The following is a 22,995-nucleotide window of genomic DNA, read 5'->3' as shown; positions in this document are numbered from 1 at the left end:
GTCCCAAGGAGCCTTGGCCGGTTCCCGACCGCTCGGTCCCAAGGCGGCCTGGCCGATCCCCGCGCGCTCAATCCTGGCCCGGGAATTGCCCTCTGTAGCCCGCCGTGCACCGGGTTACACGGACCTCTCATAGGCGCTGCCTACAATGCGCCCCAGTTTCGAACCACCACCAATTCCTGCAAGGAAGCACATGCAAGTTCACGCATCCATCTTCAAGGCCTATGACATCCGCGGGGTCGTGGGCACGACGCTGGACGAGACGCTCGCCGAGCATCTCGGCAAGTCCTTCGGCACCGAGGCGATCAACGCCGGTGAGAAGGCCGTTGCCGTCGGCCGCGACGGCCGCCTGTCGGGCCCGTCGCTGGTGAACGCGCTGATCCGCGGGCTGAAGTCGACCGGTCTGGACGTCGTCGACATCGGCGCCGTCACGACGCCGATGCTGTACTACGTGGCCGCGACGCGCGGCAAGCATGGCTGCAACTCCGGCATCATGGTCACGGGCAGCCACAACCCGAAGGATTACAACGGCTTCAAGATGGTCCTGAAGGGCGCCGCCGTCTACGGCGAGCAGATCCAGGGCCTGAAGCGCCGCATCGAGTCCGAGGACTACGCCACCGGCAACGGCCGCGTCGGCCAGATGGACGTCATCGCCGAGTACACCCAGCGCATCGTCAAGGATGCCAAGCTGTCGCGTCCGATGAAGGTCGTGGTCGACAGCGGCAACGGCATCCCGGGCGCGACCGCCCCGGCCATCCTGCGCGCGCTGGGCTGCGAGGTGGTGGACATCTTCTCGAAGGTGGACGGCGACTTCCCCAACCACCATCCGGATCCGTCGCGTCCCGAGAACCTCGAGGACCTCAAGCGCATCGTGCACGCGACCGACGCCGAGCTGGGCCTGGCCTTCGACGGCGACGGCGACCGCCTGGGCATCGTCACCAAGGACGGCACGATGATCATGCCGGACCGCCAGATCATGCTGATCGCGGCGGACATCCTGACGCGCCTGCCGGGCTCGGAGATCATCTTCGACGTCAAGTGCACGCAACGCCTGGCCCCGTGGATCGTCGAGCACGGCGGCAAGCCGCTGATGTGGATGACGGGCCACTCGCTGGCCAAGGCCAAGCTGAAGGAAACCGGCGCGCCGCTGGCCGGCGAGCTGTCGGGCCACATCTTCTTCGCCGAGCGCTGGTACGGCTTCGACGACGCGATGTACACCGCCGCGCGCATGCTGGAAATCCTCTCGCGCAGCGACGACCCGAGCAAAGTCCTGAACGACCTGCCCAACAGCGTCAACACGCCGGAACTGAACGTCCCCTGCAAGGAAGGCGAGCACCACGAGGTTGTCGCCAAGCTCAAGGAGATCGCCGAGTTCCCGAACGCCAAGGACATCATCACGATCGACGGCATCCGCGTGGAGTACGACGACGGCTTCGGCCTGGTGCGCGCGTCCAACACGACGCCGGTGCTGGTGCTGCGCTTCGAAGGCCACACGCAGGAAGCGCTGGAGCGCATCCAGAAGGAAGTGCTGGCCCAGCTCCAGCGCGTGAAGCCGGACATCACGTTCACGTCCGGCCATTGAGCGGCGCATCGTTGAGCGGCCCATCGTTGGCGGGCTCCTTGATCGCGGCATGGGGCATTCGCCTTTGAGTTCCGATTCGTTCAAGGAGCGCCTGGCGCGCGCGGTCTTCAGCACCGTGCTGAGGCTCGCGACGCCGGCCTACCTGGCGCGCGTGCTGCTGCGCGGACGCGTGGAGCCGCTCTACGCGGTGCATCCGGGCGAACGCTTCGGCTTCGGCGAGGCGATCGCCCCGGGCGCGATCTGGGTGCATGCGGTCTCGCTGGGCGAGACGCGGGCGGCCGCGGCGCTGATCGAGCGACTGCGCCAGGAGCGGCCCGGCATGCGTCTGCTGCTCACGCACACGACGGCGACCGGCCGGGAGGCCGGCCGCGCGCTGCTGCGCGACGGCGACACGCAGCGCTGGCTGCCCTTCGACACGCCCGGCGCGGTGCGCCGTTTCCTGAAGCGCACGCGGCCGGCGGTCGGCGTGCTGATGGAAACCGAGATCTGGCCCAACGTGCAGCACGAGACGCGGAAGGCGGGCGTGCCGATGGTGCTCGCGAATGCGCGGCTGTCTGCGCGCAGCCTGCGTCGCGGCGAGAAGTTCAAGGCGCTGCTGGCGCCGGCGGCGCGCAGCCTGCGGCTGGCGCTGGCGCAGACGGCGGCCGATGCCGATCGGCTGCGTCAGGCCGGCGTCGAGGACGTGCGCGTCTGCGGCAACCTGAAGTTCGACCTCCAGCCCGATGACGCGCTGCTCGCGCGAGGCCGCGCGTGGCGCGCCGGGCTGAACCGGCCCGTGGTGATGCTGGCGGTGTCTCGCGAAGGCGAGGAGGCCGCGATGCTGGCCGCCTGGAAGGCGGCGTCGCAGGCGAGGGCGCAGGCGGGTTCACCGCTGCTGCTGATCGTGCCGCGGCACCCGCAGCGCTTCGACGAGATCGCCGCGATGGTGACCGAGGCGGGCCTCACGCTCGCGCGCCGCAGCGCCTTCGGCACCAGCGACATCGCCACGCCGCCGCTGAGCGCGGGCGTGGCGGACGTGTGGCTGGGCGACTCGATGCGCGAGATGGCGCTGTACTACGGCCTGGCCGACGTCGCGCTGCTCGGCGGCAGCTTCGAGAAGCTCGGCGGACAGAACCTGATCGAGACGGCCGCCTGCGGCGTGCCGCTGTTCATGGGACCGCACACCTTCAACTTCGCCGAGGCGGCGGAGCTGTCGCTGCAGGCGGGCGCCGCGCGGCGCGTCGAGACGCTGACGCAAGGACTGGCTGAAGCGCTCGTGCTTCTCACCAAGGCCGATGAGCGTGATGCGATGGCGGCGGCGGCCACGGCCTTTGCCGCGGCGCATCGCGGCGCGGCGGCGCGGATGGCGGCGCCGATCCTGGACCTCCTGGCGCGCTAGGCGCCGCCAGTCCCGAACGCCCGCGAACGCCCGCGAACGGGCGCCGCGGCGCGGTTCAGGACGGGATCTCGCCCGGGAGCCGTGGCATCAGAGTTCCTCGATGGCGTGGACCGAGAGCCACTCCTCGAAGTTCTTCTTGGCGAGACTCGTCAGGATGCCTTGGAACAGCGTCTTGTCGCCCAGATAGAGGCTGTGACGGATCACGGTGAAAGGATTCATCCGGTTCTCGGAACTGTCTTCGAAGTGGACCTGGTATCGCTTGACGATGCCGATGTTCTCGCGCAGGTACTGGTTGAACTCCGAGCGTGAAATGGACGGCTGCGCCGTCACGATCTCCTGAACGAAGCCATCCACCTTCTGCGGCACGAAGTCGAAGGTGGGGAAGAAATGGCTGGCGATCTTCAGGAAATTGAAGGCGTTGAGCTTCGCGCTGCGACGCTCGGTCGCCGGGGACTCGGGAGGCTCGGCACGCGGCGCTTCACCTGGCGCCGCACCATTGACGCCTTGCGGAACCGACGTTTCCGCTGGCTCGGCCGGCTCGTCCTCTTCCTTTTGAAGCTCCTCTTCGGTGGAGTCCCGAATCTGCCGGAACTCCCGGTCGGCCAGCTCGAAGAGCGCGGCCAGCGTGTTGATCCGGCGCTTCAGATGGTTGGGAATGGACTTCTTGTACTTGATCTTGTGATCCAGCACGCTCCAGGAGTCCTGCACGATCGTCCGTACCTGCACTTCGAACTGAAGGTCCGCATAGGCCCGGTACTCGGGCAACTCGAGCCGCGGGTTCTTGAGCTTGAGATCGAAATGCAGACCCTTGTAGCCGAACGAGGCCTCCGTGTTCTCGATGGTCGAGATCTTGTCGGTGACTTCGACCACCTCGAACTCGCTCTGGAGAATCGCGCCGATCTTCTCGATGTCGTCCTCATAGAGGCAGACGATGCGCAGGCCCACCAGGTCACTGACATGGTTCCTGATCTCGTACGCCGTCGAGCCGGCTTCCAGGGCTTGACGGTATTTGAGATTGAATTTCTTGATGCACTCCTCGCGGTCCTTCAGCCGCGACTCGATCTTGGAGAAGGGCACCGAGCCGAGTTGCGGGAGCAGGTCCGTGAGGAGGCTGACCAGCGACCTGCTGGCGTTCTCCAGCATCGCCGAATTGGCGTCGTAGAAGACACGGAACTGTGCCTTCTCGCCCTCGAAGTCCAGACTCGCCATGGTTCTCCTCTCCATTGCGATCGCCGGCTTCCAACCGGCGACCGTCTCATCGATCGACTCGCCAGGGCGCAGCGGCCCTGCGACACCTGTACAGCGCTCAGTCCGGAAACGGGTGCGCTCGTGCTCGTGCCCATCATCGCACCGTGCGCCGGCCGCAGTCGTCGGCAGCGCAGAGGCCCGGTCCAGGGAAACTCTGCACAACTCCCCGCAGCCGCCGCGGCGAGTCATGCAACGCCGGCCTGGCAAGACCTGACACGCTTGCCCTGACGCAAATGCTCACGCTATCCTGCTCCGCGACCTGGGCGTGAGGGAGCATCAATGCAACATCTGATGAAGGCCGCCTTGGTGGCCCTGCTGTGGCTGGGGGCGGCCATGTTGTCGCGGTCGATGGCCCATGCCGCGACGCAGACCACGCTGGTCTGGCTGAGCAGCGGCATCACGTTCGCCGCTCTGCTGGTCAGCGCCCGCTGGGCCTGGCCGGCGCTTCTGGCAGGCGCCGGGGTGGCCGCCACCGTGTGGGGCCTTGTGGATCACCGGCTCGGGGTCGGTCCGGCATTGGCGTTCGCCGGCATCGAGGTGTCGAGCATGGCGCTGGGCGCCTGGATCGCGACGCTCGGCCGACAGGATTCGCAGACGGCTCGCGGGGCGGCGCTCTTGATGGCCGGCGCCGTGGCGGCGTCGCTGATCGGGGCCACGCTGGCGACCTTGCTGTGGGGCTGGCAACGTCCGGACGCGGACCTCGGCGTCGAGTGGCGCGCGTGGGCGCTGTCGACGATCGTCGGCCTGCTGCTGGTCGCGCCGCTGGTCACCGCCTTCCAGGGCTTCCGCATCAGACGATCGGGCGGCCTGCCGATGGCGCCGTTCCTCGGCGGGGTGGTGGCATTCGCCGGCTTCATCATCGCCGTGCTGCTGGTGTTCTCGGACCAGGCCGCGCAGCGTTGGGGCGGCGTCGCGGCGACCTTGGCCTACGTGCCGATGCCTTTCCTGCTGGTGGCGTCGCTGATGTGGGGCGCTCGCGGCGGCACGCTGGCCACCTTGCTCGGCGCCTTGCTGATCATCGGACGCACGGCGCAGGGCGACGGGCCGTTCGCGTTCCATGAAGGCTTCCGCGGCGAGGCCGTCGTCGAGGTGCAGGGCTTCGTGATGGTGTGGGCGGCCGTGCTGCTGGTGACCCGCGCGCTGGCCGAAGGGCGCCGCGCCGCGCTTGCCCGCGCGGACGAGTGGCACCTGCGCTACGAGCGCACGCTGCGGGCCGTGGGCGTGGCCAGCGTCGAGTACGACGCCACCACCGGCCGGGCCACCTGGGGGGCGGGTGCCGACCAGGTCCTGGGCCGCGCGGCGTTGGCCGCCGTCACTATCCAGGACTGGCTCGACTTGATCGACCCCGCGGAACGCGGCCTGGTGGAAGCCACCTGGCAGGCGGTGGCGCAGGGCGTGCGCGCCTCCAGCGAGCAGGCCTACACGCTGCGACTGCCGGGCGGACAGGTGCAGCGCGTGCGCGAGCGGCTGGCCGCGGTGCACGGCGGCGACGGTCGGGTCGAGCTGGTCGTGGCCCTGCTGAGTCTGGCGGCCGGGGAGAAGACCCATGGCTGAGCCGGCCGTTTTCCTGATCCATGGCCTCGGCGGCACGCAGTACGACCTGGGCTCGATGCACAAGCGCCTGAAGAACGCGGGCTTCGTCACCTACTCGATCACGCTGCCGGGCCACGGCGGCCAGCCGTCCGACCTGCTCGGCGTGCGCGCCGAGGACTGGCTGGAGGCGGTCCGGGCCAAGTACCGCGAGATCGTCGACCAGCACGAGGTGCTGCATGTGATGGGCATGTGCATGGGCTCGCTGCTGGCCATCGAGACCTGCAAGCGCGAACGGCACGACAAGGGACGTCTGGTCGCATTGGCGCCGCCGGTCTTCATCGACGGCTGGTCCACGCCCTGGTATCGCGAGCTGCGCCACCTGCTGTACCTGGTGCCGGGCGTGACGGACCGGATGCGCGTGGATGAGGAGGATCCGTACGGCATCAAGAACGATCAGCTGCGCGCCATCGTGCGCGCCAAGTTCGAGCGCGGCGATGCCTTCGCCTACAGCTGGGTCCCCTTGGCCTGCATCCGCGAGGTGGATCGCCTGCGCCGCTTCGTGAGGAAGGACCTGACCCGCATTCCCTGTCCCACGCTGGTGATCCATGCGCGCGAGGATGAATTGACCAGCGTCCGCTCCGCCAATTTCCTCGTCGAGCACATCGGCGCCGGCAAGCGCGCCGGCCAGGCGCGCATGGTGATCCTTGAGAACAGCTATCACCTGATCTGCGTGGACAACGACAAGGAGATCGTCGCCCAGCGCACCCTGGAATTCTTCGGCGCCAGCGACGCTGGCCTGGGCGTGAGCCGCGACGATCCGCGCATGAGCCGCGAGGCGATCGACGCGCTGCTGGCCGCCGCCCGCGCGGACCTGGAGCGCGCCGACTTCGCCGCCTTGTACGAGCGCGGCATCCCCGACTTCACCTGGTACCAGCCGGGCCACAACCGCAGCACCGGCATCTTCCGCGGCGGCAAGGGCCTGGCGCGCTTGCAGGCTTGGGCGGGCGAGGGGCTGACGTTCACCGCCTTCGGCACGCCGGTGCTCAATGCCGGCATGGCGGTGCTGCCGACGACGCTGAAGACCGGTTCACTGGCCTCCCAGGGCGTGCTGGCGATCAGCCTGCATCAGGGGCGGCTGATCGAGGCGCGATGGTTCCCGGACGAGCCCACGCTGGAGGACGAGCACTTCGGCGGCGAGCCCGTGCCCGATGGCCCCAGCCCGGCCGAAGCGGCCTTCGAGGCCGCGGCCGCGCTGTCCCGGACGCTCGCCAGGGCGCCCGATGAGGCCAGTCTGCTGCGGCTGTATGCGCTGTACAAGCAGGGCAGCCTCGGCGACGCCACCGGCGAGCGGCCGGGCGTCCTGGACGTGGTGGGGCGGGCGAAGTACGACGCCTGGGCGAGCCTACGAGGTCGGCCGCGTGAGCAGGCCATGAGCGAGTACGTCGCGCTGGTGCAGCAGCTCAAGGCTGCCGATGCCCAGGCCGTCGCGGCCTGAGGCCGAAAGGCCTGGAAGGGCCGAAAGCGCCGAAAGCGCCGAATGGGCCGAAAGTGCCGAATGGGCCGGCGCCGGCCTGTGTGTGCCGGTGCACAGACGGCGCGGGCGGATGCCCGCAACCTGATCTCCCATGGTGATGCGTCAGCGTCAGGAGACAGAGTGAAGCCAGCCGCGTTCTACGACCTGAGTTCCGGATCCATCCGCTTCTGGGTGCTCGTTGGCGAGCAATTCATCGGCGCCTCCGTCCGGCGCGAGACGCTGCACTATCGCTACAGCCCCAACGGCACGAACGACGATCCGCTGCAGACCTTTCAGGCCCACACGGATGAACTCGAAGGGATCGTCCGACGCCGCATCGCCGGCGGCTCTCGCGAGCCCATCATGCTGCGCGATCACGACCTGAAGGTCGAATAGCCACTCGCGGGCCACTCGCGGGCCACTCGCGATGGCGCGTCGCGACAGGACCTCGCGACCGCACCTCGCGACGGGGGGCTACTGGTTGCTGGTCGACCGGACCTCGCCGAGCGTCGTGACCCCTTGCAGGACTTTCGCGATCCCGTCCTGTCTCAGTGTCGTCATGCCTTCGGACATCGCCAGATGCATGAGTTCTTCCGCGCGCCCGCCGGTCTGGATGAGGCGGCGGATGGGCCGGGTGACGGTCAGCAGCTCATGCAGGCCCGCGCGGCCCTTGAAGCCGGTGTGGTCGCACTTGTCGCAGCCGGGCGAGTGGTACTGAAGCAGGTTGGGCTGGCCGTACAGGCCCTTCCACTCGGCGAGGACCTTCTCGCGGTCCGGCCGGTTCTCGGCCGAGAACACATGCAGGTAGTCGTCGAGCAGCTCGTTGAGCGTCGTGTCCGACATCGGTTCGGACTTGCGGCACGACGGGCAGATGCGCCGCACCAGCCGTTGCGCCAGCACCGCCAGCAGCGAGTCGGCGAAGTTGAACGGATCCATGCCCATGTCGAGCAGCCGCGTGACCGTCTCCGGCGCGCTGTTGGTGTGCAGCGTGGAGAGCACCAGGTGACCCGTCAGCGAGGCCTCGACCGCGATCTCGGCGGTTTCCTCGTCGCGGATCTCGCCCACCATGATCACGTCCGGGTCCGCGCGCAGGAAGGCGCGCAGCGCCTTGGCGAAGGTCCAGTCGATCTTCGGATTGACCTGCACCTGCCGCAGCCCCGCCTGCGTGATTTCGACCGGGTCCTCGGCCGTCCAGATCTTGCGTTCCGGCGTGTTGATGTTGGCCAGCACCGAGTGCAGCGTCGTCGTCTTGCCCGACCCCGTCGGACCGACGCACAGCACCATGCCGTACGGCCGCTCCGAGGCCGCCTTCAGCTCGCGCAGGTTGCGTTCCGAGAAGCCCAACTTCTCCATCGGGATCGGCTTGGCCGACGCCAGGATCCGCATCACCACGTCCTCGAGGCTGTTGTTGGTCGGGATGGTCGCGACCCGCAGCTCGATCTTGTGGCGTTCGGAGAACTTGGCGAAGTTGATCTTGCCGTCCTGCGGCTTGCGGCGCTCGGAGATGTCGAGGTCGCACATGATCTTGATCCGCGCGATCAGCGCGCTGCGATAGGTGTGCGGCAGCTCCAGGTGGGGCTGCAGCACGCCGTCCTTGCGGAAGCGGATCTTGACCTTCTCCTTGCCGGGATAGGTCTCGATGTGGATGTCGGACACGTTCTGGTTGTGCGCGTCGATGATCATCGTGTTGATCAGCCGCACCAGCGAGTTGTCGCTCTGCTCGATCTGCCGGTCCTTCTCCTCCTCGCGCGCCGTCTCGCGGGCGGACTGCTCCTGGCCCTCGCGCTCGAGCGTCTCGATCAGCTTGTCAGAGCTGTCGAGCTCGAAGTCCATCGTCAGCGCGGGCAGGGCACCGCCGATGGCGGAGACCGGCTGGTTGCCGAAGCGCTCATAGGCGCCGGGGATCGCGAAGGTCAGCGAGCCCAGGCGCGCCAGCGCCGGCACGACCTTGAGCTGGGTGATGAACTCGACCTCGTCGATGCAGTCGCGCCGCGTGGGATCTTCCATCGCCACGATCAGGCGCCCGTCGCGCAGCACCAGCGGCAGCACCTCCAGCCGCTTGGCGACGGAGAAGGGGAGCTTGCGCACCGAGTCCGGCTCGATCGCGAAGTTGTCCGCGTCGACCAGCGGATAACCCATCTTGCGGGCCAGCGCCGATTGCAGCTGCGCGCGCGTGACGATGCCCTTGCGCACCAGCAGCTCGCCCAGCGGGACCGAGCGGTCCTGCTTCTGCTGCGCGAGCGCCTCGTCCAGCTGCGCCTGCGTGATCAGGTCCAGCGCCAGCAGCGCCTCGCCGATGCGCACCATCGGCATCTTGGCCTGCTGCTCGATGGCCTGCATCAACTGCTCGGCGCTGACGATGTGCTGCGCCACCAGGATGTCGCCGACGCGGCGGTCGCGCAGTTCGCGCTGCTCGTCGGCGGCGGCGTCGACCTGCTCCTGCGTCACCACCAGCTGGCGCACCAGCAGGTCGCCGATGCGCTCGCCGACCTCGAAGCTGACCAGGACCTCGCGCGGCACGAACATGCAGCGCACCCAGTCGCTGGTCTCGCTGACCGGCGGGAAGAGGAACACGCCGAGCTCGGTCTCGTGGTGGCCGATGGTCGTGCCCTTCTGTTCCTCGCCGCCCTGGTAGACCAGCTTGAATTCGCTGCGCGGGCGCTGGTCCAGCGAGGTCGCGTCATCCGCCGTGGACGGGTCGCGCGGCGGGACCTCGATCGCATGCAGCAGCTTGAGCGCCTTGAACTGCGAGAACTTCAGCGGCATCGCGTTGCGCGCCGGCGGCACGACGACCTGGGCCAGCCGCTCCGACGGCACCATCAGGATCACCTTGCCGACCGTGCGACTGCCGTTCAGGCCGAGGATCTCGCAGGCCTGCGGCTCGCGCTGCGGGCGCGGGCGCGGATAGGCGGCGAAGGGCGGGGTGGGCCACTCGAACTGCGGTGCCGCTTCGGCCGGCGCGCTGCCTGGCTGGGCTGTGGGCCATTGAAGCGGCACGGACGGGTCGGTCATCGGTCGGTCTCCGCGGGGAATTTGTATCTGGACATTCTTGAAGCGGGAGATTAACCCGTTTGAAGAGTGGTCACTACCCAGATAAGCAGGTGGCATGCCTGACTGCGGCATCGGGCGAACCGTCCGCGCACCGGCGGGGGCCAGGTCTCGCGTCTAGACTCGTTGTCATGAAGAACCTTCTGGTCACGGGCTTCGACCCGTTCGGCGGCGAGGACGTCAACCCGTCCTGGGAACTGGCGCGATCGCTCAACGGCGAGGTCATCGCCGGCGCCCGTGTCGTGGCCGTGCAGTTGCCTTGCGTGTTCGGAGAAGCCCTGCACCGGCTGGACGAGGCCCTGCAGCGGGTGCGGCCCGCGATGGTGCTGGCGATCGGCCAGGCGGGCGGGCGCTGCGACCTGTCGCTGGAGCGGGTCGCGATCAACGTGGACGACGCGCGGATCCCGGACAACGCCGGCGCGCAACCGGTCGACGAGCCTGTCGTGGCCGACGGCCCGGCGGCGTATTTCTCGACGCTGCCGATCAAGGCGATCGTCGCCGGACTGCGGGCGGCGGGGTTCCCGGCGTCCGTGTCGCAGACGGCGGGCACCTTCGTCTGCAATCACCTGTTCTACGGCTTGCAGCACCGGCTGGACGGCCAGGGCGTGCGCAGCGGGTTCATGCACATCCCCTACCTGCCGGAGCAGGCCGCGCGCCATCCCGGCGCGCCCAGCCTGCCGTTGCCGACGCTGGTCGCGGCGACCCGGCTGGCGATGGAACTGGCCGTCACCGCCCAGGAGATCCGGGCCGGGGGCGGGCAGCTCGACTGAGCGCCAGGGCGCGGCGCAGCGATCGTCTGGTGGTTCTCGGTGAGGCGTTCGCGCGCTTGACCGATGTCAATGAACGCCCACCAGGCGCAGAGCGAGGGGACACGATGGCCCAACTGAGGGGGCAGGCGGGGCGGGGCGGTCGATCCGGTGGATCCGGTCGATGGCCGCGTCCGTCGCCTGTCACCTTCGCGGGCACCGACCCGCTCATCGGAGTCCGCCATGTCCATTCGCCAGATCGTCCTCGCTGCGCTGACGGCCGCGCTGTCCGCGGGTCCTTCGGGGGGCGCCCGCGCCGCCGACGGCCGGGCCAGGGGCCAGTGCCTGGATCTGGCCCAGGCGGGCCAGCACGTGTGCGCGGGGCCCTCGGCCGACGAGCACACGCCCGGCGAATGGGCGTACGTCGCGAAGGGCGTCCGGTGAAGCGCGGCACCACCCTGTGGCCGGTCGCGGTCGGCATCGGCTGGCGCCAGCCCCATTACCGGGAGGTGATGGCGCACAGCGCGCTCGATCTCGACTTCCTGGAGGTGCACACCGAGAACTTCCTCGCGCCCGGCGGTGCCGGACGTCAGCTCCTGCTGGACGCCGCGCGCCGGTGCCCGGTCAGCCTGCACGGGGTGGGACTGGGCCTGGGTTCGGCGGTCGGCGTCGACTACCGGCACCTCCAACGCGTGCGTGCGCTGATCGAGGCGGTCAAGCCCGCGGTGGTGTCGGAACACGCCGGCTTCACCCGCGTGCGGCATCGTCACGGGATCGTGCATGCGCACCAGCCGCTGCCGGTTCCCCTCAGCCCGCGCGGCCTGTCGCGGCTGGTGTCGCAGGTGGACGCGGTGCAGCAGGGCCTGGGTCGCCAGATCCTGATCGAGAACCTTGGCGCCCATCTGGGCTGGGACGAGGACGTGATCAGCGAGCCCGACTTCCTCAACGCGCTGGCCGAGCGCACCGGATGCGGGCTGCTGCTCGACCTGAACAGCGTGTTCGTCCATGCGCTCAATCGCGGCCTGGACGACGAGGCCGCGTTGCGGGCTGGCCTGGGCTGGCTCGACGGCGTGGAACCGGCCGCCGTCTGCCAGTACCACGTGTCGGGCCATTCGCGGGTGGACGGCCTGGTCTTCGCCGACCACGGCAGCGCGGTCGGGGAGGCGGTGTGGTCGCTGTACCGCCATGCGCTGATCCACATCGGCGCCCGGCCGACCCTGATCGAATGGGACAACGCGCTGCCGCCGCTCACGGCCCTGTGCGGGGAAGTGGCCCGGGCCCGTCGGGAGCAGGCCGCGCTGGACCGGGAGCTGATCGCGCCGCCGCCGCCGCGGCCGTCCTCGCGTCACGAGCGTGTGCGGCCGACGTCGCGCACGGCGGAGCGTGGCACGGCGCCGATGCTGTCGACGGCGGTGTGCCAGCCGCCCCCTCGGGAGCGGCAGGGCCTGCCGGACCTACACGACCTTCCCGACCTGCCGGATCTACCGGATCTACTCGATCTGCAGGCCTGCCTGGTGACCGCGCTGCTGGCGGGACCGGGCGCCGACATCGCCCTGCTGGCGCCTCCCGGGCTGCGCGCCCTGGCCGGCATCGCCGGCGGACTGCCCAGGGCGCTGCGGGCGTACCAGGCGCATCTCAGCGCCCAGGCCGAGCGCGCGCTGGCGGTGGTCTATCCGCGCCTGCGCGAGCGCGTGGAGGCCGACGAGCCCGGGAGCTTCGCCTCGCTGGCCTGGGCCTGCTGGCGCCGTCACCCGCCCGCCGACGGCGATCTGGGTGAATGGGGCGAGGCGCTTGTCGGCCTGCTGGCCGGCGCCGAGACCGAAGGCCTGCCGCCGCTGTGGACGGCGCTGGCCCGGATCGAATGGGAACTGCACCGCGTGGCGCGCATCGCGGATCCGCAGGCGGACCTGGACTCGCTCGCGCTGCTGGGACGCCTGCCGGCCGGCGCGGTGCGGCTGGTGCTCGCGGACCATGTCGCGCTGCATGGCTGCGACGCGCCCGGCCCGCGGGCCTTGCTCGAACTTGCCAGCGAGTCCTTCGGCAGCGGACCGCGCCACGCGCTGATGGTGTGGCGGGACGGCTGGGGCGGTCAGTCGATCGCGCTGGACGGCGTGACCACGCGCTGGTTCGAATCGCTGCGTGCCGGGCTGGATCTGGAGCGCGCCCTGCACGAGGTGGGCGCGGCCTTCGACTTCAGCGCCTGGCTCTCGACGGCGGTCACGCGCGGCTGGCTGGCCCGCGTCGAGACCGTCGAGATGGCCGTCACTCCCTGGGGCGGAAGGTGATGATCATCACCCGCGGCACGGTGCCGTCGGTGTCGGTGGGCAGCTTCTCCGTCTTGTCGAGCGCGCGCAGCACGGCGCTGTCGAAGTCCGGCAGCCCGCTCGACTGGACGATCTTGCGCGCGACGATCGTGCCGTCCGGACCGGCACGCACTTCGACCTCCGCCTCGGGGTTGGAAGCGCCGCCCGGATCGTTGTAGATGATGTTCGGACGCACGCGGGCCTTGATCCGCCCTGCGTAGTTCGCCGACGGTCCGGAGCTTCTCGCCGCCGTGCCGGTCGAGGTCGGTGCGCCCGTCCCGCCGGCCATGCCCTGGATGCGGCGCAGGTTCTCCTGGCGTTGCGCCTCGGCCTTGGCTTCAGACTCCTTGCGGGCCTTCTCGGCCTTGGCCTTGTCGGCGGCCTTGGTCTCGTCCTTCTTGGCCTCGTCCTTCTTCGCCTGCTCTTCCTTGGCCTTGCGGTCGCGTTCCTTCTGGTCCGCTTCGTCCTTCCTGCGCTGTTCCTGCTTGCGCTTGTCCTCGGCCTCGCGCTGCTCCTGCTCTTCCTTGAGCTTGCGCTCCTTGGCCTTGGCGACCGCGATGTCCGCGTCGCGCTGGGCCTGGACCTCCTGCGGGGTCGGTTGTTGCGGCTTCGGAGGTTCGGGCTGGGGTTTCGGCGGTTCGGGCTGCTTCTCGGTGGGCAGCTGCTCCTTGGGCGCGGCGGCCTGCGGGACGGCCGACCACAGCTCCGCGTCCATCGCCGGCACCGGCGCCGAACGCCAGCTCACGCCGAAGCTCAGGGCCGCCACCAGCAGGATGTGCGCGACGATCGCGAAGCTGAAGCCGCGGCCCAGTCCGGGCGCGGGCGGCGGACGCAGGGGGTCGCGGTCCGGGTGGAATCGGGAGACCAGGGTGCTCATCGCGTGCGATCGTTGTCCGGTCTCAGCGGTCGGCCGCGGCGCCGTTCTTCACGGACAGGCCCACGCGCTGGATGCCCGCGCGCTGCAGCACGTCCATCGTCTTGACGACGGCCTCGTACTTCACGTTGCGGTCGGCGGAGATCACGACCGGCGTGGCCGCGTCGCCCTTCTGCGCGTCCTTGACGCGCGCGGCCAGCGCCTTGAGCGGCACCGGCGACGGATCCTGGTCGCCGTCGAGCTTGATCTTGAGCTGCTCGTCGGTGCCGACGATCACCTGGATCACGTGCTGCGGCTGCGTGCGGCTGGAGCCGACGCTGGGCAGGTCGACGACGCCGGTGGTGATGAGGGGCGCGCTGACCATGAAGATGATCAGCAGCACCAGCATGACGTCGATGAACGGGACCATGTTGATCTCGTTCATCGTGCGGCGGCGCGAACCGCCGCGGGAGGACATCGCGGGCATGACCGGGTCTCCGGATCAGCGCTGCGCGGCCGGCGCGGGCTGGCCGGCGTTGCGTTGCAGGATGTTGGAGAACTCCTCGATGAAGGTCTCCAGCGTGATCGCGTTGCGGTCGATCTGGCGCGCGAAACGGTTGTAGGCCAGCACCGCCGGGATCGCGGCGAACAGGCCGATCGCCGTCGCCACCAGGGCCTCGGCGATGCCGGGCGCGACGGTGGCCAGCGTCACCTGCGTCAGGTTGGACAGGCCGACGAAGGCGTGCATGATCCCCCAGATGGTCCCGAACAGGCCCACGTACGGCGACACCGAGCCCACCGACGCCAGGAAGGACAGGTGCGATTCCATCGCGTCGAGCTCGCGCTGGAAGCTGGCGCGCATCGCGCGGCGGGCGCCGTCCAGCAGCTGGCCGGAGTCGACCACGCGCTTCTCGCGCAGCTTCAGGAACTCGCGCATGCCGGAGGCGAAGATGCGCTCCAGCGGTGCGCCGTCCTGGCGGTTGGAGACGTTGTTGTAGAGGTCGTTGAGGTTCTTGCCCGACCAGAACTCCTGCTCGAAGCCCTCGTTGCGCGAGCGGATGCGGCCCAGCGAGATGAGCTTGCTGAAGATCACGCTCCAGCTGGCCAGCGAGACCAGCAGCAGCGCGGCGATCACCAGCTGCACCGTGAGGCTGGCATGGGCGATCAGGGAAACGATGGAGAGGTCTTGGTTCATGAGGTCGACGGGCGGTGGTCGGGGATCAGGGGCGGATCGGCGGCGGATCGAGGACGGGATCGAGGACGGGATCGAGGACGGGATCGAGGACGAATTGTGACAAGACTGGCGGGGTCCTCGGCAAACGGCGGACCAGCCACATGCAAAGAAGCGTGTCAGCGGCGTCAGCGATGGGCGGGCGAGACCGACCCCGCGGCCCCCGGCGTCGGCTGCAGCGCTTGCAGGATGCGTGCCGGGATGCGCGCCGGTTTCAGGCTGATCGCATCGACGCAGCCGATGCGGATGCGTCCCTGCGTCAGCAGCTGCTCGCCGCGCCAGACCTGCTGGTCGATGACCAGGCTGGCGCGGCCGACCTCGGCCGGCACGACGCTGACGCGCAGCCAGTCGTCCAGACGCGCCGGCGCCAGGTAGCGCAGCGCGGTGTCGCTGACGACGAACATCAGGCCCTCGTCGCGTCGCATCGTCTCCTGCTCGAAGCCCAGGCCGCGCAGCCATTCGGTGCGGGCGCGTTCCATGAACTTCAGGTAGTTGGCGTAGAAGACGACGCCGCCGGCGTCGGTGTCTTCCCAGTAGACGCGCAGTTCGTGCTGGTGGACGGGCAGGGCGGGCGACGGTCCGGCGACGGTCAGCGGACCGCCGAGCAGCGCCGGGACGGTGGCGGCGCCCGGGTCGGCGCCGGCGCCGGATTGGGCGTCGGAGGAGCAGTCGGAGGAAGGGTCGGGCGCGGTCATGCGGCGCGGGCTTTCAGTTGGTCGAGGCGGACGCGGACGCGGTCGAGCGCCTCGCGGAGGTCGTCCATGCTGCTGGCGAAGGACAGGCGCAGGAAACGTTCGCCGAAGGCCGGGCCGAAGTCTCGGCCGGGCGTCAGCGCGACCTGGGCGTGTTCCATCAGGTCCATGCACAGGTCCCAGCTGCCGAGGCCGGTGCCCGAGGCGTCGGCCCAGGCGTAGAACGCGCCGTCCGGCACGACCGGCACGGGCAGGCCCATCGCCTCGAGCGCGGGCACGACGACGTCGCGACGGCGGCGCAGTTCTTCGCGGCGGCGTTCGTACTCGGTGATCGAGTCGGGTTCGAAGCAGGCCAGCGCGGCGTGCTGGGCGATCGTCGACGGACAGATGTAGAGGTTCTGCGCGAGCTTCTCGACCGCGCCGACCATCGCCGTCGGCAGCACCAGCCAGCCGAGCCGCCAGCCGGTCATGCCGAAGTACTTGGAGAAGCTGTTGATCGACACGACGTCGTCGCCGAGCGTCAGCGCGCTGCGCGCATAGCGGTCGTCGTAGCCGAGCGGCTGGTAGATCTCGTCGACGACGGTGACGCCGCCGCGCTCGCGCACGAAGGCGTGGATGCGGGCGAGTTCGTCCGGCGCGATCGAGGTGCCCGTCGGGTTGCTCGGCGAGGCGAGCAGCACGCCGCGGCTGCGGTCGTTCCAGTGCGCGCGCAGCCGCTCGAGGCTGAGCTGGAAGCGCTCTCCCGCGGTCGACGGGATCAGCACCGGCGTCGCGTCGACGGCGGCGACGAAGTGCCGGTTGCACGGATAGCTGGGGTCCGGCATCAGGACCTCGTCGCCGGCCTGGAACAGCGCGAGGCAGGCGAGCTGCAACGCGGCGGACGCGCCCGCGGTGATGACGATGCGATCGGGATCGAGGGTCAGCTGTTGCGTCTGGCCGTACCAGTCGGCGATGCGCTGACGCAGTGCGCGCAGGCCGTTGGCCTGCGTGTAGGGGATGCGGCCCTCGGCGGTGAAGCGCGCGGCGGCCTCGCGGACGCCGGGGCTGGCGCCGAAGTCAGGTTCGCCGATGTTCAGGTAGATCATGCGCCGGCCGCCCCGGGCCGGATCACAGATCGCCGAGCGGGCGATCTCGTCGGCCCGCTTGGCGCACTCCATGACATAGAACGGGTCGATGTTCCCGACACGATTCGAAAGTCTCATGCGCGCCATCATAGGGTGAGATGCGGCGAGGTCCGCGTCGGGATCGCAGACGCCCGATCGATGGGGATTGATGCGGTCTTGGCGCGATCCTGAGACGACGCGGAGGCCGCCGTGAGTGCCTGTTGAAGCGGCCTTGACGCCAGCTTGAAGTGCCTGACAAGCGGATACCGATGAGGCGGAAAACATGTCAACGACGGGCCTTGGGACCCCGTTGGCAAGGGCATCGCAGTCAACCCCCTTCATGCCCATGCACCACTCGTTCCGTCTTGCCGCGCCTGCCGCGGCTGTCCTCGCGGTGCTCCTCGCCGGTTGCGTCGCGCCCACGCACACGACCGTCCATGCCGATGCGTCCTACCGCGCGCCGTCCACCTGGGCGCCCCTGCCGCCACCGCCGCCGCCCGCACCGGTCGTGAGCGTCTATGTGGAGCCTCCGCTGGTGCAACCCGAGCCCGTCTTCGTCGACGTCGCGCCGCCGCCGATGCTGGTCGAGGTCCCGCCGCCGCAGCCCTATCCCGGCGCCGTGTGGACCGGCGGCTACTGGGGCTGGCAAGGCCGCTGGGTCTGGTGCACGGGGCGGTGGTCCTCGCCGCCGCGGCCGGACTATGTCTGGGTGCATCCCTATTACGAGCATCGTGACGGCGCGGTCGTGTTCGTCTCCGGCTACTGGGCGGCGCATGGCGTGGGCTTCGTCCCGCCGCCGCCGGGACTGCACCTCTCGGTCCAGATCGCGATCGGCGGCGGTGCCCGGCCGATGGGGCCGATGGGCGTCTTCGTGCCGCCGCCGCCGGGATCGCGTCCGGGCCTGATCGTTCCGGCGCCGCTCGGCACGCCGCCCGCCGTGGTGGTCAGCGCGCCGCCGATCACCAACGTCGGCATGCGCATCCAGCACAACACGCAGATCAACCACACGGTCATCAACAACACGGTGGTCAACAACACGACGAATGTGAACAACGTTCGCAACGAGACGAACATCACCAACGTGACCATCGTGGCGCCGGCCAGCTCGACGGCGAGCGGCAAGCCCTTCCAGGGCGAGGTGCCGGCCGCCGCGCATCTGGCGGCGGCCCTGCCGGCGGTCGTGCACGCGCCGGCGCCGGTGCAGCAGCAGCCTCAGCAAGCGCAGCATCAACAGCCGCAACCGCAACCGCAACCGCAACCGCAACCGCAACCGCAACCGCAACCGCAACCGCAACCGCAACCGCAACCGCAACCGGGAGCGCAAGCGCAGCAGCAACAGCAACTGCATCAGCAGCAACTGAATCAGCAGCAGCAGCAGCAGCAGCAGCAGCAGCAGCAGGCGAACCATGCGGCGCCGATGCCGTCATTCAACAATCCTCCTCCATCGCCGCAGCCGTCGCGCGCGATGCAGGAGCCGGTCAATGCGCCCCTTGAGCGTGACCGGGCGCTTGAGCAGGCGCGTCCGCGCGACGGCGTGCGGGAGCAGGAGGTCCAGCGCGAGCGCGAAGACGCTCGTGCCCATGACGCGCCGCGCGAACGCGAAGCCGCGCGGCAGCGCGCATTGGAGACGGAGGCCGCGCGACAGCGCGCACTGGGGGCTGAGGCCGCGCGTCCCGCGGCGAGCACGCCACCCCCACGCCAGGCCGCGCATGCCGATGATCGTCATGAGGACGCCCGGGCGCGCGATCACGACCGGGCGCGCGCGAAGGACAAGGAGAAGGACAAGCAGCGGGAGATCGAGAAGCAGCGCGAGATCGAGAAGGAGAAGGAACGCGAGCGCTGAGCGTCCAGTCTTTCAGCTCCACGGGGTCCGGTGGAGGCGCGCCGTCGCCGACGACAATGGCGGCGTGCCCTTGACGGACCCGTCGAATGAACGGCTCGATCCTGCTCATCCTGCTGTTGACCGTGTGCGTCGCCGCCTTGCTGTGGCGGCTGCATCTCGAGCGCACGGTGCACGCCCGCGCCCGCACCCGTGACGAGCGCGTGGTGGGCGTGCTCACCAGCGTCCTGCGCGCCAACCGCATGGTGCAGCGCATCGACGACGAGCGCGAGCTCCTGCGGGAGGCCTGCCAGATCTGCGTCGACGCGGGCTACGCCATCCTGGCCGCCGTCTATCAGAGGGACGGTGACCTGGCCCGCCGGGCCGCGTCTGCCGGGCCGGCGGCGGAGGTGCTGGCGAACGTGCCGGACCCGCTGGACCTGCGGGACGCGGAGATCCAGCGCAGCTACACCGCCCGGGTGCTCCGTGACGGCGTGAGTGCCGTCAGCAACAACTACGTCCTCGATGCGCAGGCGGGGCGATGGCGGGCGGAGGCGGTCGCCCAGGGCATCCGGGCCATCGCGTGGATCCCCGTGCGTCGCGCGGGGGAGGTCGAGTGTGTCCTGATGCTTTGCGCCCGCGAGGCGGACTTCTTCGACGCCGAACTGATGACGATGCTGGAGGAGCTGGGCGCGGATCTTTCCTTCGCGATGGACATCGTCGACGCTCGACGCGCCCGGGAGCTGAACTTCCGCGAGATCGAGGCCGGCCGGGAACGGTTCCGGCGCCTGTTCCAGGCCGCCCCGATCCCGATGGCCATCGTGGCGCTGAAGGACCGGCGCATCGTCGAGGCCAACCAGGCGCTGTGCCAGCGGTATGGGAAGTCCGAGGGGGAGATCCTCGGGACCTCGACGGCGTCACACGCCTACGGCGTCCTGCCGGAGGACAGGGATCTGTTCTACCGCGTCCTGGCGACGAACGGGCGGGTCCGCGACCTGCGGCTGCGATTGCAGGGCGCGAACGGCGAAGTGACCCCGGTCATCCTGTGCGCCGAACCCATCGAGCATCTGGGCGAGAGCTGCTGTCTGATCACGAGCCTCGAGCTGCAGCCGATGAACCTCGATGAACCCCAATGACCGATACCCGTTGACCGTTGACCGTTGACCGGTGACCGGTGACCGGTGACGGCGGGTGATCCGCGGAAGATCGACAGAGGTTGGGCGGATGACGGGCGAGCCTTGCGGCAGAATGCCGCGTCCGCTCCATCGCTCATCTTCCGCGCCGTCTCCCTCCCGATGCCGTCGTCCCGCCGATTCGGTTCCCCCTGGCTGCTCCTGCTCGTGCTGGTGTGCAGTCTGCTGGGCCGTCCGATGCATGACGCGTGGCACATCGCGCATCCGTTCGGCGAGTCCGAGCGGGGGGCGGCCCTCGTGGCCGTCGTTGTTGCCGATGTCGATACCGACGTCGCCGCGATCGGTGGCGGAGAGGGGCCAGGCGGCCCGCAGGACGACGTCGACAACGTGGACGACGATGGCGGCCTGAAGTCCGACGCCTGCGCCTGGTGCCTGTTCCACGCGCAGGCCGCGGCGCCCGGCCGGGCGCCCGATGCGCTGCTGACCCACGCCGAAGCCAGCGCGCCCCCCGTGGCGCTGCCGCGCGGGCCGCTGCCCGCGCTCGTCTGGACCGTCGCGAAGCCTCGCGGACCGCCGTCCGCCTGAACCGTCCCTGCGCCTGGCGCGCAGTCATCCCCTCCGGTTCACTTCGCCGGGGAGCCGTCGACACGTCGTCGTGCGCTCCCCGGGGTCACTCCTTGCCTGTCATGTCCACCATCTCCGTTTCGCGTGCCGGTGTCGCACGCTCGTTCGTCGCATGCCTCGTCGTTCCTTCGCTCTGCGCAGCAGCATCGGAGGGCAGCGCCGACGCCACCCTCGATGCCGTTGCCGTGAACGGCACCCGTCAACCCTATCGAACCCTCGTCGTCACCGGCGCGATGAAGACCGACACCCCCGTGCGCGACCTCGCGCAGAGCGTGCGCGTGCTGTCCGAGACCCTGCTGGCCGATGCCGGCGTCACGCGGCTGGACCAGGCGCTGGACCTCGCGAGCGGCATCTCCCGGCAGAGCAACCTCGGCGGGCTGTGGGACAGCTATGCGATGCGCGGCTTCACCGGCGATCCGAACTTCGGCTCCGACTACCTGGTCAACGGCTTCAGTTCGAGCCGCGGCTACAACGGCGTGCGCGACACGGCGAACGCCGCCTCGGTCGAGGTCCTGAAGGGCCCGGCCTCCGCGCTCTACGGTCGCGGCGAGCCCGGCGGCACGGTCAACATCACGACCAGGAAGCCGCTGTTCGTGCCCGAGCACGCGCTCGGCTTGTCCGTCGGCAGCCACGGCAGCCACCGGACGACCGCCGAATCGACGGGCCCGCTGGGCGAGCGGCTCGCGTACCGCCTGACCGCCGCGCAGGAGCGCGTCGGCAGCGATCGCGATCACGTCGAGTCACGCCGCGCGATGGTCTCGCCGTCCTTCCTCTGGATGCCGGACGCCGACACGACCGTCTCCTACGAGCTCGAGTTCTCGAGGCAGAAGGCGACCTTCGACCGCGGCGTCGTCGCCATCGACGGCCAGCTCGGGCGCGTGCCGCGCCATGCGTTCTACGGCGAGCCCGGCGACGGCCCGACGGCCACGCGCAGCGTGGGCCATCAGCTCTTCGTCCAGCATCAGCTGAATGACGACTGGTCGCTGCAGACCGGCCTGAGCTACCGCGACAGCGCGCTGGCGGGCACGGCCACCGAGGCGCGCTTCGTGCAGACGGACAAGCGCACGCTGGTCCGCCAGCGTCGCACGCGGGCGTTCGACGGCACCGACCTGTCGGGCCGCTTCGAGCTGCTCGGCACCGTGCGCGCGGGCGGCCTCGCGCACCACCTGCTGTTCGGTGCCGATGCCTACCGCTTCGTCGACCGCCGGGAGCAGTACCGCGTCGCCACCTCGACGCCGATCGACCTGTTCGAGCCGGTCTACGGCGCGGCGCCGCCCGCGATGGCGCTCAACACCTGGACCCGCGAGACGCAGAAGTCCCGCGCCGTCTATGCGCAGGACCAGATGGACCTCGGCGAACGTTGGAAGCTGCTGGTCGGTCTGCGTCACGACCGCTACGACCAGTCGCTGCTCAATCGCCGCAACGGCGTCACGACGGACCAGTCGCTCGGCGCGACGTCGCCGCGCGCGGGCCTGGTCTATCAGCCGAGCGGCACGCTCGCGCTGTACGCGACGGCCTCGCGCAGCTTCCGGCCCAACAGCGGCGTGAGCCGCGCCTACACGTCGTTCCCGGCGGAGCAGGGCCGTTCCGTCGAGACCGGCGCCAAGTACGACGCCGCCGACGGCCGGCTGTCCGCCACGCTGGCCGTCTACCGCATCGCGAAGAACAACGTCCTGACGCCGGACCCGACCGATCCCAACAACTTCTCCGTCGCGGCCGGCGAGGTGCGCAGCGAAGGCGTGGAACTCGACGTCGGCGGCGAAGTGGCCCGGGACCTGCGCCTGTCCTTCGCCTATGCGTTCACGCACGCGCAGGTGACCCGCGACAACAACGCGTTTCTCGTCGGGCGGCCACTCGCCAACGTGCCCCGGCACAGCGCGACGCTGCTGCTGGTCCAGGGGTTTGCGCTCGGCGCCGGGCGGGCGACGGCGGGCTTCGGCGTGAACCTCGTCGCCGCGCGCGAAGGCGCCGTCGCGCCGCTCGCCGCCGCCGACGACTTCAAGCTGCCCGGTTACGGCACGCTCAAGCTGCTCGCCGGCTACCGGCCCGACAGGCACTGGACGTTCTCGCTCGACGTCGACAACCTGCTCGACCGCGTCTACTACGCCAGCGCCTACAGCCAGGTCTGGGTCGCGCCGGGCGCGGGGCGCAAGCTCGTCCTGTCCGCGCGCCACGTCTTCTGAACCCGCGAG

General features: G+C 69.8%; 19 protein-coding genes. 12 read left to right on the top strand and 7 right to left on the bottom strand.

The genetic code is table 11. The annotated features are described in order from the left end of the window. Positions 1–190: 190 nt before the first annotated feature. Both AC07PR_RS03810 and AC07PR_RS03805 read left to right on the top strand, forming a co-directional pair. The gene (locus AC07PR_RS03810; protein ID WP_495134460.1) at positions 191–1,579 is read left to right on the top strand and encodes a phosphomannomutase/phosphoglucomutase; all 1,389 of its coding nucleotides are present in this window, start codon (positions 191–193) and stop codon (positions 1,577–1,579) included. Between the two features lie 49 nt (positions 1,580–1,628). Continuing rightward, the gene (locus AC07PR_RS03805) at positions 1,629–2,957 is read left to right on the top strand and encodes a 3-deoxy-D-manno-octulosonic acid transferase (RefSeq protein ID WP_495134459.1); all 1,329 of its coding nucleotides are present in this window, start codon (positions 1,629–1,631) and stop codon (positions 2,955–2,957) included. 87 nt (positions 2,958–3,044) lie between these two features. Here AC07PR_RS03805 and AC07PR_RS03800 read toward each other — a convergent pair whose 3' ends face one another. Further along, a complete protein-coding gene (locus AC07PR_RS03800) occupies positions 3,045–4,394 on the bottom strand; it encodes a GTP pyrophosphokinase (protein ID WP_495134458.1) in 1,350 nt (449 codons plus the stop codon). Between the two features lie 90 nt (positions 4,395–4,484). On the opposite strand from AC07PR_RS03800, the gene AC07PR_RS03795 reads away from it, so the two are divergent. From AC07PR_RS03795 to AC07PR_RS03785, 3 genes are all read left to right on the top strand, one after another. Continuing rightward, complete coding sequence (locus AC07PR_RS03795) at positions 4,485–5,759, top strand: MASE1 domain-containing protein (RefSeq protein ID WP_495134457.1); 1,275 nt, start codon at positions 4,485–4,487, stop codon at positions 5,757–5,759. After that, complete coding sequence (locus tag AC07PR_RS03790) at positions 5,752–7,233, top strand: acyl-CoA-binding protein (protein WP_495134456.1); 1,482 nt, start codon at positions 5,752–5,754, stop codon at positions 7,231–7,233. The genes AC07PR_RS03795 and AC07PR_RS03790 overlap by 8 nt, the downstream gene beginning before the upstream one ends. Before the next feature lie 159 nt (positions 7,234–7,392). Next, positions 7,393–7,647, top strand: a complete 255-nt coding sequence (locus AC07PR_RS03785) for a DUF1488 family protein (RefSeq protein ID WP_377155341.1) — start codon at positions 7,393–7,395, stop codon at positions 7,645–7,647. 78 nt (positions 7,648–7,725) lie between these two features. Here the strand turns inward: AC07PR_RS03785 and AC07PR_RS03780 are convergent, their stop codons facing one another. Next, positions 7,726–10,263, bottom strand: coding sequence for a GspE/PulE family protein (locus AC07PR_RS03780; RefSeq protein ID WP_377155340.1), 2,538 nt, complete (start codon positions 10,261–10,263; stop codon positions 7,726–7,728). Between the two features lie 167 nt (positions 10,264–10,430). Here AC07PR_RS03780 and pcp point away from each other — a divergent pair, with 167 nt between their 5' ends. The 3 genes from pcp to AC07PR_RS03765 all read left to right on the top strand — a co-directional run bounded on the left by pcp (position 10,431) and on the right by AC07PR_RS03765 (position 13,330). Beyond that, complete coding sequence (pcp, locus tag AC07PR_RS03775; RefSeq protein ID WP_377155339.1) at positions 10,431–11,069, top strand: pyroglutamyl-peptidase I; 639 nt, start codon at positions 10,431–10,433, stop codon at positions 11,067–11,069. A 219-nt stretch (positions 11,070–11,288) separates the two neighbouring features. Then, positions 11,289–11,489, top strand: a complete 201-nt coding sequence (gene bufA1, locus AC07PR_RS03770; protein ID WP_377155338.1) for a BufA1 family periplasmic bufferin-type metallophore — start codon at positions 11,289–11,291, stop codon at positions 11,487–11,489. Then, positions 11,486–13,330 (top strand): MbnB/TglH/ChrH family RiPP precursor modification enzyme, encoded by a 1,845-nt coding sequence (locus tag AC07PR_RS03765; protein WP_495134455.1) that lies wholly within the window; start codon positions 11,486–11,488, stop codon positions 13,328–13,330. The genes bufA1 and AC07PR_RS03765 overlap by 4 nt, the downstream gene beginning before the upstream one ends. Here AC07PR_RS03765 and tolA read toward each other — a convergent pair. The 5 genes from tolA to AC07PR_RS03740 all read right to left on the bottom strand — a co-directional run bounded on the left by tolA (position 13,308) and on the right by AC07PR_RS03740 (position 17,326). Further along, entirely contained in the window at positions 13,308–14,225 is a 918-nt protein-coding gene (gene tolA / locus AC07PR_RS03760; protein ID WP_483106200.1) for a cell envelope integrity protein TolA, read from the bottom strand. The genes AC07PR_RS03765 and tolA overlap by 23 nt on opposite strands. Positions 14,226–14,247: 22 nt before the next feature. Next, on the bottom strand, positions 14,248–14,688 hold the full coding sequence (gene tolR, locus AC07PR_RS03755) for a protein TolR (protein ID WP_377155336.1): 441 nt from the start codon (positions 14,686–14,688) through the stop codon (positions 14,248–14,250). A gap of 15 nt (positions 14,689–14,703) precedes the next feature. Then, positions 14,704–15,396, bottom strand: coding sequence for a protein TolQ (tolQ, locus tag AC07PR_RS03750; RefSeq protein WP_377155335.1), 693 nt, complete (start codon positions 15,394–15,396; stop codon positions 14,704–14,706). A 164-nt stretch (positions 15,397–15,560) separates the two neighbouring features. Continuing rightward, positions 15,561–16,025, bottom strand: a complete 465-nt coding sequence (ybgC, locus tag AC07PR_RS03745) for a tol-pal system-associated acyl-CoA thioesterase (protein ID WP_495134838.1) — start codon at positions 16,023–16,025, stop codon at positions 15,561–15,563. Positions 16,026–16,123: 98 nt separating this feature from the next. Beyond that, on the bottom strand, positions 16,124–17,326 hold the full coding sequence (locus AC07PR_RS03740) for a pyridoxal phosphate-dependent aminotransferase (RefSeq protein ID WP_495134454.1): 1,203 nt from the start codon (positions 17,324–17,326) through the stop codon (positions 16,124–16,126). 241 nt (positions 17,327–17,567) lie between these two features. On the opposite strand from AC07PR_RS03740, the gene AC07PR_RS03735 reads away from it, so the two are divergent. The 4 genes from AC07PR_RS03735 to AC07PR_RS03720 all read left to right on the top strand — a co-directional run bounded on the left by AC07PR_RS03735 (position 17,568) and on the right by AC07PR_RS03720 (position 22,986). Next, positions 17,568–19,070, top strand: coding sequence for a hypothetical protein (locus AC07PR_RS03735; RefSeq protein ID WP_495134453.1), 1,503 nt, complete (start codon positions 17,568–17,570; stop codon positions 19,068–19,070). An 86-nt stretch (positions 19,071–19,156) separates the two neighbouring features. Beyond that, positions 19,157–20,182 (top strand): GAF domain-containing protein, encoded by a 1,026-nt coding sequence (locus tag AC07PR_RS03730; protein ID WP_495134452.1) that lies wholly within the window; start codon positions 19,157–19,159, stop codon positions 20,180–20,182. A 159-nt stretch (positions 20,183–20,341) separates the two neighbouring features. Continuing rightward, positions 20,342–20,764, top strand: coding sequence for a DUF2946 family protein (locus AC07PR_RS03725; RefSeq protein WP_495134451.1), 423 nt, complete (start codon positions 20,342–20,344; stop codon positions 20,762–20,764). Positions 20,765–20,988: 224 nt separating this feature from the next. Then, on the top strand, positions 20,989–22,986 hold the full coding sequence (locus tag AC07PR_RS03720) for a TonB-dependent siderophore receptor (RefSeq protein ID WP_495134450.1): 1,998 nt from the start codon (positions 20,989–20,991) through the stop codon (positions 22,984–22,986). Positions 22,987–22,995 lie beyond the last annotated feature (9 nt).

This window comes from Roseateles sp. GW821-FHT09H11 (assembly GCF_059415845.1).
Note: the sequence above shows the minus strand (reverse complement) of the source record. Positions and strands in the feature narration are given on the sequence as shown.